This is a genomic window from Nocardia sp. NBC_00508 (genome assembly GCF_036346875.1).
Taxonomy (GTDB): Bacteria; Actinomycetota; Actinomycetes; order Mycobacteriales; family Mycobacteriaceae; genus Nocardia.
Genome location: NZ_CP107852.1, coordinates 1,656,839 through 1,669,613, shown reverse-complemented (window position 1 = coordinate 1,669,613; position 12,775 = coordinate 1,656,839). Strand labels below are relative to the sequence as shown.

Genomic DNA, 12,775 nt, shown 5'->3' with positions numbered 1-12,775 from the left:
AGCATTGCCGCGAACACGCAGCGCCGCAGGCGCTGCAAATCAAACACAGAACTATGCTGTCAGCGTGCGGTTGTATCGGGACGAGGCGGTAGTGGTGCGCCAGCACAAGCTGGGCGAGGCGGATCGCATCGTCACGCTGCTCACCCGCCGGCACGGCCTGGTACGCGCGGTCGCCAAGGGGGTGCGGCGCACCAAGTCGCGGTTCGGGGCCCGGTTGGAGCCGTTCTCCTACATCGATGTGCAGCTGTATCCGGGGCGCACGTTCGACACCGTCACCCAGGTACACACGATGGAGTCGTTCGCCGCCGACATCATCGACGACTACGGGCGCTACACCACCGCGTGCGCCGTGCTGGAAACCGCCGAACGCCTCGCGGGTGAGGAGCGCGCGCCCGCGCCACGGCTGCACGCGCTCACCGCGAGCGCCCTGCGCGCGATCGCGGCCAAGCAGCGGCCGCACGAACTGATCCTGGACGCGTTCCTGTTGCGCGCCATGGGTTTCGCGGGCTGGGCGCCCGCGCTGGACGAATGCGCCAAGTGCGCGACGCCGGGTCCGCATCGCGCCTTCCACGTCGCAGCCGGTGGCGCGGTATGTGTGCACTGCCGTCCACCGGGCGCGGCCACACCCGCCCCCGGCGTGCTGGACCTACTGGTCGCTCTGCTGCGGGGGGAGTGGGAGTACGTCGAGACGGTGCCCGATGCGGTACGCAGACAGGCCAGCGGGCTGGTCGCAGCGCATCTGCAATGGCACCTGGAGCGTCAGTTGCGCACTCTGCCGCTGATCGAGCGGTCCAAAGACACAGCCGGACGAAGTCTGTCGGTAGCCCGCGCCGGGTCGAGCGAAGGCGAGGCAGCCGCAGAAAAGGTGCGGTCGGACGAAGTCTGTCGGTAGCCCGCGCCGGGCCGAGCGAAGGCGAGGCAGCCGCAGAAAAGGTGCGGTCGGACGAAGTCTGTCGGTAGCCCGCGCCGGGCCGAGCGGAGGCTGAGGCAGCCGCAGAAAAGGTGCGGTCGGACGAAGTCTGTCGGTAGCCCGCGCCGGGCCGAGCGGAGGCTGAGGCAGCCGCAGAAAAGGTGCGGTCGGACGAAGTCTGTCGGTAGCCCGCGCCGGGCCGAGCGGAGGCTGAGGCAGCCGCAGAAAAGGTGCGGTCGGACGAAGTCTGTCGGTAGCCCGCGCCGGGCCGAGCGGAGGCTGAGGCAGCCGCAGAAAAGGTGCGGTCGGACGAAGTCCGTCTTCAGCCCGCGCCGGGCCGAGCGAAGGCGAGGCAGCCGCCTACTCGACGAATTGAAGCTCTACCTGGGGCAGCTCGATCATGACCCGGGCGCACACCGCGCGATGCCAGGTGGCCGGGTAGTGGGTGCCCGGCTCGTGCCTGGTGTAGTCGTCGTTGGTTCGGTAGGTGTGCAGGCGGGGCGAGATCTCCCCGGCATCGATGGCTTCGACCATGGCTTCGACCACCTGCTCGGTCTCGTCCGCGATGGCGGCGAGTTCGCGTGCGACGATGTCGGGGATCTGGAAGGCCCCCTTCTCCCACCGCTCGACGGTGCGCTCGGCGACCGCGAAGAACCGCGCGCACCAGGGGACCGGAAGGCCGAGTAATTCGCGAGTGGACCGGAAACCGGCTGCGGTTCCGGTGCCTGGTAAGTCCGTCACGTACGAGAAACCCCTCCCCAGTATCACGATTAGGACAAGAATAAATCACCCTGGGCGCTGGGAACCGAGGAATTCATCAGAAGCAACGCGGCGGTAGGTTCGGTGGTGACGATCAGGCAGGATGGAGGCCGTGATCCTCCGCCGAGCCTCCGCTACCGCGACCGTGCCGAACTCCGCGGGCGCCGTCCGCCCGCCCTCGCCGCATCCGTCGGGAGCTCGGCCGCCGCAGCTGCCGCCGGAACTGGTGCCCGATCACGTCGCGCTGGTGATGGACGGCAACGGCCGCTGGGCCCAAGAACGCGGGTTGCCGCGCACCGCGGGTCACGAGCGCGGCGAGGCCGTGCTGATGGACACCGTCGAGGGCTGCATCGAAATCGGTGTGAAGTGGCTGTCGGCCTACGCCTTCTCCACCGAGAACTGGCGGCGCAGCCCCGACGAGGTGCGCTTCCTCATGGGCTTCAATCGCGACGTGATCCGCCGCCGCCGCGACGAGATGAACGAGATGGGCGTGCGCGTGCGCTGGGCCGGTCGCAGGCCGCGCCTGTGGCGCAGCGTGATCAAGGAATTGGAGATCGCCGAGGAACTCACCAAGAACAACACGGTGATGACCCTCACCATGTGCGTCAACTACGGCGGCCGCGCCGAAATCGCGGACGCGGCAAGAGAGATCGCGCGCCGGGTGGCGGCGGGGGAGATCGATCCGGAGAAGGTCACCGAGGCGACGCTGGAGAAGTACCTGGACGAGCCCGACATGCCGGACGTGGATCTGTTCCTGCGTCCGTCGGGCGAGTTCCGCAGCTCCAACTTCCTCATCTGGCAGGCGGCGTACGCCGAATACGTGTACCAGCACACGCTGTTTCCGGATTTCGATCGGCGCAATCTATGGGACGCCTGCGTCGAGTACGCGTCGCGTGATCGCCGTTTCGGCGGCATCAAGTGAACGGCGGCGCGGACATGGGCGCAGCGGTGACCCCCGAGCGGGAACTACAGGCGCGTGCCGGGGCATGCTTGTCGAGTTATGGCATCGGCGTGCGCGTCGACGCCGAAGGGTCGCTCGGATTCGAGTACGAGGGCGCGCTGTGCTCGCTGCGTGCGGTGAATCTCGCGCCCGGCCTGGACGTGCTGACCCTGACCTGCGTGCTGGCCTGGGATCGTCCGCTGCAACCGCAGCTGCACAAACGCGTCGCCGAGCGCAACAATGCGCTGCAGTTCGGCTCGCTCACCGTGATCGGCCACGGCAAACTCGCCGACGTCATCCTGCGCTACACCTTCCCCGCCGCGGGCCTGGACGACCAGGCCCTGACCACGATGCTGCTGCTCGTGCTGTCCAATGCGAGCCGCGCCAGGCAGGGTCTGTTGCCCTGAGCTTCGGGACTCAGCTGCTTTCGCCTGCTGTCGTGGCGGCGGTTTCGCCGTAGGGGAGCAGCGTGCGCACGCCGCGCGCCAGCGTCTCCGGATCCAGGTCGCCGAGGATGAGGTGCTGGAGGATGAACCCGGGCAGCAGCCCGATGATCGCCTTGGCCACGGCATCGACGTCGGTGTCCTCTGGTAGCCAGCCCTGCTCGCACATGCGCTCCACGTAAGTGACCCACATCGCGCGCATCGCGAGCATCGTCTCGCGGACCATGACGGCTGCCGCGGGATTCACCAGGGCCAGCGCCCAAGCCTGCGGCGCGAGCCGCACCGGCCCGTCGGGTCCGCTGCGCCGCACGACCTCCTCGGCGATCGTGGTGATCAGTTCGGCGGGCGTGGGGAGTTGGTCGCGGCTGATCGCCTGGTCCATCGCCACGCGCAGCGACACCGTCGTCTGTGTGGCCAGGGCGGTGATCAGCTCGTCTTTGCTTTTGAAGTAGCGGTAGACCGCACCGGCCGACAGGCCCGACTCCGCGAACACGTCCTGCATGGAGGTCTCGTGGAACCCCTTGCGGGCGAAGCACTTCCGCGCGGCGTCCAGAATCTGCCGCCTGCGGCGTTCCAGGTGCTCTTCGCTGACTCGGGGCATGCCACCAAAGTAAAACGAATATCCGTTCTTGACAACTTCGCGCCCTCGTGCGACCTTGAAATCAGCTAAAAGAACGATCATCCGATTTATGGGAGAACGTCATGAATACCATGCAGCGGGCGTTCGCTCTCGGCCTCGGCACCGCTCTGCTCCAGGCGTTGATGCTGATCGCGTTCGCCTGGCCCGCCGCGAATATCGCCCCCCGCGACCTGCCGCTGGCGGTCACCGGCCCGCAAGCCGGAGTGGTCGTCGACAAACTCGCCCAGCACAGTCCGGAGGCCTTCGAGATCACCACCGCTGTGGACGAGGCAGCCGCTCGCGCCGCGATCGAGGACCGGGAGGTCTACGGCGCGATCGTCACCGGCGACGGCCCGCCGCGCGTGCTGATCGCCTCCGGCGCGAGTTCCGCCGTCGCGCAGCAGCTGACCCAGATCGGGCAGCAACTCTCCGGCGCGCCCGCCGCCCGCGTGGAAGACGTGGTGCCGGCCGACTCGGACGACCCACGCGGCACCGCGTTCGGCGCGATGGTGCTGCCGCTGGTGATGTCCGGCATCGCGGCGGGTGTGCTGCTCGCGCTGCTGATCCCAGCGGTTGGCGGCAAACTGATCGGGCTGGTCACCTTCGGTCTCGCGGGTGGCCTGCTGAGTATGGCGATCATTCAGGGCTGGATGTCGGTGGTGCCCGGGTCCTACCTGGTGCTCGCCTCCGTCGCCGGGCTGGTCTCGTTCGCGGTCGCCGGTTCGGTGGTCGGGTTCGCCACCGTGTTCGGCCCCGCGGGTATCGGCATCGCCGCGCTCACCATGTTGCTGATCGGCAACCCGTTCTCCGCGGCCACATCGGCGCCGGAGCTGCTGCCGCAGCCGTGGGGCGCGATCGGCCAGCTGCTGCCGCCCGGCGCGGCCGGCTCGCTGCTGCGCTCGGTCGCGTTCTTCGACGGCGCCGCCGCCGCTGGTCCGCTCGCGGTGCTGCTGGTCTGGGGCGCGGTCGCACTCGCACTGCTCGGCGTCGGCGCGCTGCGCGGTCGTTCCGCCGAGACGCGGGAGTCAGCGCGGAATCCAGTTCCCGTGGGCTGACTCGCTGACCGAGACGGACGGAGCGGCCGTATCTCATCCGAGGCGGCCCTCTTCCGTCAGCGCAGGACGGTGCGAAGGTCGCCGAGACCCCGCCGCCCATTTGCGACCCGGTGCCGGGTCGCTTGTCTGCGGAAATGGCGTGCCGCGCGGGCGGGACCACGCGTGACCCTCAGGCGCTCGGAGCCAGACCGGAGGCAATCCTCATCGCCGCGGGTGGTGAGGTGGGCAGCCGGGAGCCTGGATCCGGCTCCCGGCGTCGTCAACCGGGATATCGGAGCACGGGTCGGTTACCCGTTGCGTCGGTGCGCCTTGTCGCAGGACGTGCAGGTGCCGAACACTTCCAGGGTGTGGCTGATCTCGGTGAAGCCGTGCTCGCACGCGATCGCCTCGGCCCACGCCTCGACCGTCGGGCCCTCCACCTCGACGGTGTGGCCGCAGTGGCGGCACACCAGATGGTGGTGGTGCCCGGTGGAGCATTGGCGGTAGACCGATTCGCCCGAGTCGGTGCGCAGCACGTCCACCATGCCCGCGTCGGCCAGCGACTGCAGCGTCCGGTAGACCGTGGTCAGGCCGATGCCCTCGCCACGTTTGCGCAGCTCGTCGTGTAGGTCCTGGGCAGAGCGGAATTCATCGATGTCCCCGAGCAGCGCGGCGATGGCGCTGCGCTGCCTGGTGCTGCGGATGCCGACCGGTTTCTGCGGAGCGGCCGTATTCTCTGGCACGGATCACCCTTCCTCGGCGTGTGCGACGGCGTCGACGACGATGTGCGCCAGATGGTCGTCGACGAGTTCGTAGAGCACCTCGCGACCCGACCGCTCACCGTGCACGACGCCAGCGGACTTGAGGATACGCAGATGCTGGCTGACCAACGGTTGGGTGACACCGAGCGCGTCGACCAATTCGTGCACACAGCGCGGCGACTCGCGCAACTGCAGCACGATAGCAATACGAACCGGCGCTGCCAGCGCCCGCAGCAACTCACCCGCGTCCTCCAGGACGGTCCGCGCGGGAACCGGCGCCGGGCCGGGCGACCGATATGGGTTGTGCGGCGGCGCCGCGGCGGTCTCGGCAGTCATGTCACCAACTCCTTAATGGAAAGCATTACCAGTTTGCATATGCACAGGTGCGCATGTCAAACGGACGCGCGGGACCGTGCGGTTGAAACCGGCTGTCGCAGTGCCGATAGGCTGGGCGCAATCGCAGCTTGTACGCAACACTGTCGCGTATACGCAACAATCCGACTCGCAGTGGATGGAGAATTCTCGCGTGGCACCCAAGTCGAAGGTGGACACCGTTGCCAACCTCGCCAAGCGCCGGGGTCTGGTGTACCCGTGCGGTGAGATCTACGGAGGCACCAAGTCGGCATGGGACTACGGTCCGCTGGGCGTCGAGCTCAAGGAGAACATCAAGAAGCAGTGGTGGCGCGCCATGGTCACCAGCCGCGAGGACGTCGTCGGCCTCGACTCCTCGGTGATCCTGCCACGCCAGGTGTGGGTCGCCTCCGGCCACGTCGGCGTGTTCAACGACCCGCTGGTCGAATGCCTGCACTGTCACCACCGTTTCCGGCAGGACCACCTGCAGGAGGCGTACGCGCTGAAGAACAAGCTCGATGACCCGGACGCGGTCTCGATGGAACTCGTCGCCTGCCCGAATTGCGGCACCGTCGGCCGCTGGACCGAGCCGCGCGACTTCAACATGATGCTCAGGACCTTCCTCGGCCCGATCGAGTCCGACGAGGGCCTGCACTACCTGCGCCCGGAGACGGCGCAGGGCATCTTCGTGAACTTCGCCAACGTGATGACCACCGCGCGCAAGAAGCCGCCGTTCGGTATCGCGCAGATCGGCAAGAGCTTCCGCAACGAGATCACCCCGGGCAACTTCATCTTCCGCACCCGCGAGTTCGAGCAGATGGAGATGGAGTACTTCGTCAAGCCCGGCGAGGACGAGGAGTGGTACAAGTACTGGATCGAGACCCGGTTCTCCTGGTACACCGACCTCGGCATCACCCCCGAGAACCTGCGGCTGTTCGTGCATCCGAAGGACAAGCTCTCGCACTATTCGGCGGGCACCACCGACATCGAGTACCGCTTCGGCTTCCAGGGCAACGAGTGGGGTGAGCTGGAGGGCATCGCCAACCGCACCGACTTCGACCTGAAGACGCACTCCGAGCACTCCGGCACCGAGCTGAGCTTCTTCGACCAGACCACCAACGAGCGCTACATCCCGTACGTCATCGAGCCTGCGGCGGGCCTCACCCGGTCGCTGATGGCGTTCCTGGTCGACGCCTACGCCGAGGACGAGGCGCCGAACGCCAAGGGCGGGGTGGACACCCGGACGGTGTTGCGCCTCGATCGCCGTCTCGCCCCGGTGAAGGCGGCGGTGCTCCCGCTGTCGCGCAACGCCGATCTGACGCCGAAGGCGAAAGACCTCGCCGCGCGGCTGCGCAAGAACTGGAATGTCGAATTCGACGACGCCGGTGCCATCGGTCGCCGTTACCGTCGTCAAGACGAGATCGGCACGCCGTTCTGCGTCACCGTCGACTTCGAGACGCTCGACGATCAGGCGGTGACCATCCGCGAGCGCGACTCCATGACCCAGGAGCGCATCGCGCTCGACAAGGTCGAGGGCTACTTGGCCCAGCACCTGATCGGCGCCTGAGTTCCGTCGCATCGCCCCGTGGCCGCCATCGGCCAGGGGGCGTTGTCGTTCAGGTACCGTTCTTGCGCACGATGAGTCCGATCGTGGTCGGAATCAACAGCGCGGCACCCCATGGCGCGGCCACCCAGAACGGCCAGAAGTAACCGGCGCCGGTGGCCAGGTAGATCGCCACGCACAGCACATTGACGAACACCCACGGAATCCACATGATCGTGACCCACTGCGGGATGCCCCTGGCCTGCGCCGGGCGCGAATTCCGTTGCGCGGGAAGATCGGACAGCAGTGGTGTGAGTTCGCCGTAGGTCTTGGCGGCATACACCCGCTGCAGTCGTTCGTCGAACTCGTGCAGGGACAGCCTGCCCTCGTTCATCGCATTACGCAGTTGGTCGACGATCTTCTCGCGATCGGCGTCGGACGCCCGCACGTGCTCCTGACTCACAGTGTCAGCCTAGGTCGGTGGCCTCCGGCGCGCGCAACGATCGGTCAGTGACAATGCGAGTCCGCCGTGTCGTAGCGGTCGTGGTGCACGGCCTCGCCGATGTGCTTGTGGTGGACGAGGCCGTTGACTGTGCCGGTGAGCGCAGGCGGCGGCGAAGCGTTCAGCGCGGAACGTCCCAGAACGCGAGCTCGTGTCGCATCCCTTCCCGGAATAGTTCTTCCGCCCGCGCCGGGTCGGCGCCGGACTCGTCGATCATCTGCGCGCAGCGACGGGTGAGTGCGGCGAATCCCGGATCGGCATAGGTGTCGACCCAGCGGCGATAGCGCGGCTCGGTGGGCGGGTTCTGGGCCAGCCGCGCCCCGAGCGTGGAGTACCCCCACATACACGGGTAGAGGGCGGCGAGGCCCTCGCCATAGGACGCGGCGGAATCCAGGAGGAACGCCGTATACGCCACGCACGGTGCGCCTTTGACGGCACCGTCGAGATCGGCGCCGAACTCGGCGGCCAGCGAGCGGTGCAGCGACAGCTCCTCGTGGTAGGTGGCGTGCGCGAGGTCGACCAGGTCGCCCAGATGGCTGGCCGGGGCCTGCCAGGCGAGGCGGGCGAACACCCGGACGTAGTCGAGCAGGAACAGATAGTCCTGCTCCAGCCAGGACCGGAAGATCGGTTCGGGCAGGGTGCCGTCGGCGATACCCACCACGGTGGGGTGGGCGAGCTGCTGCTCGACCGACGGCAGGCCGATGTCCTCGAGGTGTGCGGCGAGACTCATACCGGCAGTCTTCCGCATCCGCCCGGTCGGTTTGCGCCTGCGCCGACGGTGCCGCACCCTTGCGTGGTGTTGCGGGATGAGGACGGTCTGGTTCGGGTGTTGGATCCGTCGGAGCAGCGGTTCGTGCGGCACGGCACCTACACGGGCCGGTCGGTATCGGTGCGGGGAGCGCTCGACGCCGCGGCGCTGCGGGAGGCGTTCGCGACGCTGCGGAGCGCCTATCCGGTGGTGGGTTGCCGCATCGTGGAAGACGCTGTGGGGCAGGGATATCTGCTGCATCCGGACGAGCGGGCATGGACCCCGGCGTCGGTGCGCGAGGGTGACGTGGCGGAGGTCGGCATCCCGGTAGTGGACCCGGCGGCCCAGGTGGCGTATCTGGACGTCGTCGGCTCGGGCGCGGACCGCTGGCGTGTCACGCTGTTCGTCCACCACAGCGTCGCCGACGCGGGCCATTGCGTCGAACTGCTGGCGCGACTGTGGGCGTACTATACCGACATCGTCGAGCAGGTGCCGATAAATGTTGTGCCGCAAGATATTCCGCAGTCTCTGGAGTGGTACGCCGCGGCGCGCGGCATCGCTGCGGCCGCGACGTCCGGGTTCGAGGACGTGACCAAGCCACTCCCATCGGAGGCGAGGGACCTGCTTGCCGACAGCGCGCAGCCCACGCCGAGCACGCTTACACGCCCACGGCGCGTGCGGCTGGACGCGGAGGCCACCGCACGGATCGTGGGGCTCGGCCGCACGGCGGGCGCGACGGTCAACGGCCTGCTCACCGCCGCACTGCTGCGCGCGTACGCGCGCGAGACCGCGGGCGGAGCGATGCGGCTGGGTTGCCTGTATCCCGTGGATCTGCGCACGCGTATGCGACCGCAGATCGCTGCTTCGGCTGGTACCAACATGGCCGGGCCGGCCTCGTTCGCCACGCGGGTGGATCCCGACGCGAGTCTTATCGAACTGGCCCAGCGCATTTCGGCACGGCTGGCGCACGATCTGTCCGAAGGCGTTGTGCAGCAGTCCGTTCTGCATTTCCCGGATTTCTACGGCGCGAGCAGAATTCACTCCCTGGCCGGGCATATCGCCGTGACCAACACCGGCGTCGTCCCCGCGTTCCGCATACCGCCCACCATCGAACTGACGGACTACGAGATCGTCTATCTGTCCGCCCACCCCCGCCCCTCGGCGGGTGCCTCGGCCGCGGTCACATTTCTCGTCTACACCTTCGCGCGCGAGCTGACCGTCGGTGTGCTCGGCGGTGGCGCGCACGCCGACGGTCTGCTCGCGGCGGTGCGTTCCGAGCTGACCGCGTTGTCCGCGGTCTGCGCCCGCTGAGCGGCTGGGCGTGGTCGGTCGGTAACCGGATCGCCGCCGTCGAGCCCTATTTCGGCTGGATGGGCTCCTGCAGCTCGGTGACCCAGCCCGCCGTGTCCTCGGTGTAGACCAAGGTCACTTCGCGGCTGGGACCGACGATGCGGTAGCCGTTCTCGTCGATCCAGCGCGCCAGCGCCTGCCAGGGTTCCAGCACCAGATCCATGCTGCCGCGGTGCACGACGGTCGCGACCCGGCCGATCGCGGGCAGGTCCACCACCGCGAAATCATGCTCGCCGGCCGGGTCGAGGTCGACCTGCATCGCGGCGTGGACGAGTACGGTGCCGTCGCCGCGTTCCTCGTAGTAGGCGATGCCGGCGCCGGCCGGCGTGACCTCCGCGCGTTCCAGGCGCTCGCACAGGTCGTCGAACAGCGGGCCGATCACCGGACCGATCGATTCGGGCTCGAAATCGTCTGCGATGCCGGTCAATTCCGCTACCCGAACGGCGGGGACGGATTTGATCACTACATCGTGGGCAGGCATAGCGCCCTCCTTCTCGATGATGCGAAGTCTCGTCTCGACCTGGACCAGCCGGGCGCGGTCGCCCGTAATGCGCTGCTCGAGCTCGGCGCGACGGAGCATGAGCATGCCGCGCAGCTCCGCACCGCCCAACCGCTCGTCCAGGATCCGGCGCACTTGTTCGAGGGTGAAGCCGAGATCTTTCAGAGCGACGATGCGATTGAGCCGGGCCAGCTGCCCCGCCTCGTAGTAGCGATAGCCGCTGGTGGCGTCGACCCGATCCGGCCGAAGCAGCCCGATCGCGTCGTAGTGGCGCAGCATGCGCACCGACACCCGTCCGTGTCTGGCGAAATCTCCGATACTGAACATGACAGGTCCTGGTCTATGGCCTCACGCGGTGTCAGGGTCAAGTCGCGGTCAGAATCTTCCGCCGCGGCCGATCCGCCTAGAGCCGGTGGAGCCGCCGTACGAGCCCGCGCTCCACCCGCCTCCGGAGTGTCGTGCGCCGCCTGCTGCCCCGCGCAGCAGCGCTTCCAGCAGTATGCCGCCGAGTACCGCCCCGGCTCGACCGCTGCCGGACGGAGCCCGGCTGCTCTCCCACGCCCGCACGCTCGTCTGGGCCGCTTGCAGTGCGCGCCCGCCCAGATCCGCCGCCGCCTGCGCGTGCTGGAGGGCCTGCGTCGGGTCGCTCGACGCCGACCGCTGTGCCTCGTCGAGATGGCGCTGTGCCTCCGACAGCCGAGTGCGGGCCTCGGCATCGATACCGCCGCGGCGAGTGGTGATGTAGTCGGCGGCGATTCCGCGGCGGCAGTGCCATGGCACGAATCTAGCCCGCTAGCATCGTTTCGTGATCACCATCGATCGCCCCTACACCGGCCACGTGTCGCCGGACTCGAACCCGCAGCAGCGCGACGTCCCCGGCGCCCGCATCGTCAAGATGTCCGTCGGCCACATGGACAACAACTGCTACGTGGTGCAGTGCGCCGACACCGGCGCCGCTGTGCTCATCGACGCCGCCAACGAGGCGCCCCGCATCGCCGCGCTCGTCGAACAGGAGACGCCGGGGCAAGTCCAGCTGATCGTCACCACGCACCAGCACCGCGACCACTGGATGGCGCTGCAGGAGACCATCGCCGCCACCGGCGCCCCGACCGCGGCCCATCCGCTGGACGCCGATTCGCTTCCGACCCGCCCTGATCGGCTGCTCGCCGACGGCGACACCGTCCGGATCGGCGACTTGGCCTTCGAGGTCATCCATCTGCGCGGCCACACCCCGGGCTCGATCACCCTCGCCCTCACCGACGGCGCCGATCGCACCCACCTGTTCACCGGCGACTCCCTGTTCCCCGGCGGCGTCGGCCGCACCACCTCCCCGGAGGACTTCACCTCCCTCTACACCGACGTCACAACCAAACTGTTCGACCGCTACCCCGACGACGCCGTGGTCTATCCCGGCCACGGCGACGACACCACCCTCGGAACCGAACGCCCCCACCTCTCCGAGTGGCGAGCCCGAGGCTGGTAGTTCCGGCTGACCGACGGCGAAGGCGTGATCGCCGTTCGAGCTGGGCGCGAAGTCGGCGAGCCGTGGCGGGGTCCGGCACGGGCGGCGTCAGCCGGGCGAGGGTTCGGCACCGCTCCTGGCAGACTTGGGGAGTGGATTTGCCAACGATGCGCACCCGAGCCGCTGCGGCTCCCGATCCGGCACGGCCGCGCGGCTTCGGTGCGGGGTCGCTGCGCTGGGCGCGGCGACTGATCGTCGGGTCGGTTGTGATGGCGGCGGTGCTGGTCGGCGGAACCGCGTTTCGCGTATGGCAGGTCGCGCGCATCGACGATTACACGAATGCCGACGCGATCGTCGTGCTCGGCGCCGCACAATATTCCGGTACGCCGTCCTCGGTGTTCGAAGCGCGGCTCGACCGGGCGTACCGGCTCTTTCGGGCCGGTGTCGCGCCACGTGTGATCACCGTTGGCGGCAAGCAAGAAGGCGATCTGTTCACCGAAGCCGCCTCGGGCAAGAACTATCTGCAGGCGCGCGGCGTGCCGAGCGACAAGATCCTTGCTGTCGAAACCGGGTCGGACACGCTACGGAGCGTCGAGGCGGTCGCGACGGCGATGCGTGCGCGGGACATGTCCTCGGCGGTGCTGGTCAGCGATCCGTGGCATTCGCTGCGCACCCGCACCATGGCTCGCGACGAGGGCTTGGCCGCGTGGACCGCGCCGACCAGGACCGGTCCGGCCGTCTACACCCGCGAATCACAGGCGCACGGCATCGCGAGGGAGACCGGCGCGCTGCTGTGGTATCAATTCACCCACTTCTCGGCGGACTTCAGCTACACGGCGGGACAGTGAGATTCG

The 12,775-nt window shown here is 68.3% G+C and carries 16 protein-coding genes; 8 read left to right on the top strand and 8 right to left on the bottom strand.

Annotated elements, in window-relative coordinates:
* The first annotated feature begins 64 nt into the window (after positions 1–64).
* Positions 65–892: a DNA repair protein RecO gene (recO, locus tag OHA40_RS07490; RefSeq protein WP_330232338.1), complete on the top strand. Its 828-nt coding sequence runs from the start codon at positions 65–67 to the stop codon at positions 890–892.
* 378 nt (positions 893–1,270) lie between these two features.
* Here the strand turns inward: recO and OHA40_RS07485 are convergent, their stop codons facing one another.
* A complete protein-coding gene (locus OHA40_RS07485) occupies positions 1,271–1,651 on the bottom strand; it encodes an Aca2/YdiL-like domain-containing protein (protein ID WP_330232337.1) in 381 nt (126 codons plus the stop codon).
* Between the two features lie 121 nt (positions 1,652–1,772).
* On the opposite strand from OHA40_RS07485, the gene OHA40_RS07480 reads away from it, so the two are divergent.
* A complete protein-coding gene (locus OHA40_RS07480; protein ID WP_330232336.1) occupies positions 1,773–2,591 on the top strand; it encodes an isoprenyl transferase in 819 nt (272 codons plus the stop codon).
* Between the two features lie 14 nt (positions 2,592–2,605).
* Positions 2,606–3,016 carry a YbjN domain-containing protein gene (locus OHA40_RS07475; protein ID WP_330232335.1) on the top strand — a complete coding sequence of 137 codons (411 nt, stop codon included), beginning with the start codon at positions 2,606–2,608 and terminating at the stop codon, positions 3,014–3,016.
* A gap of 10 nt (positions 3,017–3,026) precedes the next feature.
* Here the strand turns inward: OHA40_RS07475 and OHA40_RS07470 are convergent, their stop codons facing one another.
* Positions 3,027–3,653, bottom strand: coding sequence for a TetR/AcrR family transcriptional regulator (locus OHA40_RS07470; RefSeq protein ID WP_330232334.1), 627 nt, complete (start codon positions 3,651–3,653; stop codon positions 3,027–3,029).
* A gap of 101 nt (positions 3,654–3,754) precedes the next feature.
* Here OHA40_RS07470 and OHA40_RS07465 point away from each other — a divergent pair, with 101 nt between their 5' ends.
* Entirely contained in the window at positions 3,755–4,726 is a 972-nt protein-coding gene (locus OHA40_RS07465) for a hypothetical protein (RefSeq protein WP_330232333.1), read from the top strand.
* 287 nt (positions 4,727–5,013) lie between these two features.
* On the opposite strand, the gene OHA40_RS07460 is transcribed toward OHA40_RS07465, so the two are convergent.
* A complete protein-coding gene (locus OHA40_RS07460) occupies positions 5,014–5,448 on the bottom strand; it encodes a Fur family transcriptional regulator (RefSeq protein ID WP_330232332.1) in 435 nt (144 codons plus the stop codon).
* 3 nt (positions 5,449–5,451) lie between these two features.
* Positions 5,452–5,802, bottom strand: coding sequence for an ArsR/SmtB family transcription factor (locus OHA40_RS07455; protein ID WP_327113936.1), 351 nt, complete (start codon positions 5,800–5,802; stop codon positions 5,452–5,454).
* 190 nt (positions 5,803–5,992) lie between these two features.
* Between OHA40_RS07455 and OHA40_RS07450 the strand changes: the two genes are divergently transcribed.
* A complete protein-coding gene (locus OHA40_RS07450) occupies positions 5,993–7,384 on the top strand; it encodes a glycine--tRNA ligase (protein ID WP_330232331.1) in 1,392 nt (463 codons plus the stop codon).
* 49 nt (positions 7,385–7,433) lie between these two features.
* Here the strand turns inward: OHA40_RS07450 and OHA40_RS07445 are convergent, their stop codons facing one another.
* Both OHA40_RS07445 and OHA40_RS07440 read right to left on the bottom strand, forming a co-directional pair.
* Positions 7,434–7,823 (bottom strand): DUF1707 domain-containing protein, encoded by a 390-nt coding sequence (locus tag OHA40_RS07445; protein ID WP_330232330.1) that lies wholly within the window; start codon positions 7,821–7,823, stop codon positions 7,434–7,436.
* A 160-nt stretch (positions 7,824–7,983) separates the two neighbouring features.
* Positions 7,984–8,592: a TenA family protein gene (locus tag OHA40_RS07440; protein ID WP_330232329.1), complete on the bottom strand. Its 609-nt coding sequence runs from the start codon at positions 8,590–8,592 to the stop codon at positions 7,984–7,986.
* 66 nt (positions 8,593–8,658) lie between these two features.
* Between OHA40_RS07440 and OHA40_RS07435 the strand changes: the two genes are divergently transcribed.
* Positions 8,659–9,921: a phthiocerol/phthiodiolone dimycocerosyl transferase family protein gene (locus OHA40_RS07435; RefSeq protein ID WP_330232328.1), complete on the top strand. Its 1,263-nt coding sequence runs from the start codon at positions 8,659–8,661 to the stop codon at positions 9,919–9,921.
* Positions 9,922–9,967: 46 nt separating this feature from the next.
* Here the strand turns inward: OHA40_RS07435 and OHA40_RS07430 are convergent, their stop codons facing one another.
* Together OHA40_RS07430 and OHA40_RS07425 are read right to left on the bottom strand one after the other, a co-directional pair.
* Positions 9,968–10,786, bottom strand: a complete 819-nt coding sequence (locus OHA40_RS07430) for a MerR family transcriptional regulator (protein ID WP_330232327.1) — start codon at positions 10,784–10,786, stop codon at positions 9,968–9,970.
* A 48-nt stretch (positions 10,787–10,834) separates the two neighbouring features.
* Complete coding sequence (locus OHA40_RS07425; protein ID WP_330232326.1) at positions 10,835–11,239, bottom strand: hypothetical protein; 405 nt, start codon at positions 11,237–11,239, stop codon at positions 10,835–10,837.
* A 25-nt stretch (positions 11,240–11,264) separates the two neighbouring features.
* On the opposite strand from OHA40_RS07425, the gene OHA40_RS07420 reads away from it, so the two are divergent.
* The gene (locus tag OHA40_RS07420) at positions 11,265–11,942 is read left to right on the top strand and encodes an MBL fold metallo-hydrolase (protein WP_330232325.1); all 678 of its coding nucleotides are present in this window, start codon (positions 11,265–11,267) and stop codon (positions 11,940–11,942) included.
* Between the two features lie 146 nt (positions 11,943–12,088).
* Complete coding sequence (locus OHA40_RS07415) at positions 12,089–12,769, top strand: YdcF family protein (protein ID WP_330234080.1); 681 nt, start codon at positions 12,089–12,091, stop codon at positions 12,767–12,769.
* The last annotated feature ends 6 nt before the right edge of the window (positions 12,770–12,775 follow it).

Bases quoted from the DNA above. Each gene is read 5' to 3' on its own strand.
- OHA40_RS07480 (WP_330232336.1), top strand. From the start codon at position 1,773: ATGGAGGCCGTGATCCTCCGCCGAGCCTCCGCTACCGCGACCGTGCCG.
- OHA40_RS07475 (WP_330232335.1), top strand. From the start codon at position 2,606: ATGGGCGCAGCGGTGACCCCCGAGCGGGAACTACAGGCGCGTGCCGGG.
- OHA40_RS07470 (WP_330232334.1), bottom strand. From the start codon at position 3,653: ATGCCCCGAGTCAGCGAAGAGCACCTGGAACGCCGCAGGCGGCAGATT.
- OHA40_RS07465 (WP_330232333.1), top strand. From the start codon at position 3,755: ATGAATACCATGCAGCGGGCGTTCGCTCTCGGCCTCGGCACCGCTCTG.
- OHA40_RS07455 (WP_327113936.1), bottom strand. From the start codon at position 5,802: ATGACTGCCGAGACCGCCGCGGCGCCGCCGCACAACCCATATCGGTCG.
- OHA40_RS07440 (WP_330232329.1), bottom strand. From the start codon at position 8,592: ATGAGTCTCGCCGCACACCTCGAGGACATCGGCCTGCCGTCGGTCGAG.
- OHA40_RS07430 (WP_330232327.1), bottom strand. From the start codon at position 10,786: ATGTTCAGTATCGGAGATTTCGCCAGACACGGACGGGTGTCGGTGCGC.
- OHA40_RS07415 (WP_330234080.1), top strand. From the start codon at position 12,089: ATGCGCACCCGAGCCGCTGCGGCTCCCGATCCGGCACGGCCGCGCGGC.